Source organism: Streptococcus intestinihominis (assembly GCF_046824975.1).
Lineage (GTDB): Bacteria > Bacillota > Bacilli > Lactobacillales > Streptococcaceae > Streptococcus.
Genome location: NZ_JBKQBL010000003.1, coordinates 303,687 through 303,913 on the forward strand (window position 1 = coordinate 303,687; position 227 = coordinate 303,913).

At 54.2% G+C, this 227-nt stretch carries 1 protein-coding gene; it reads right to left on the minus strand.

The features are described 5' to 3' along the window. On the minus strand, positions 1–227 hold a 227-nt coding region (locus ACLOR3_RS06715; RefSeq protein ID WP_497867759.1), incomplete at both ends, for a nucleotidyl transferase family protein.

Consider the following 227-nt stretch of genomic DNA (forward strand, 5'->3'; position numbering starts at 1 on the left):
GGAAGGTCAGCAACTCGCGGATTCTCGTCGAGCTCAAGGCCTGGTACTGGGGCTGGGCACAGAGATAGATGGTCTCAAGCTCTGGAGCCAGCTGGTGATTGAAGTAGTCCATATTGCTTTCATAGAGGAAGTCCTGACTATTGCGCAAGCCTCGGACCAAACTCGTCACCCCATACCGTCTAGCCACCTCTACTGCCAACTCTGCCTCTGCGGTGATGACTCTTACA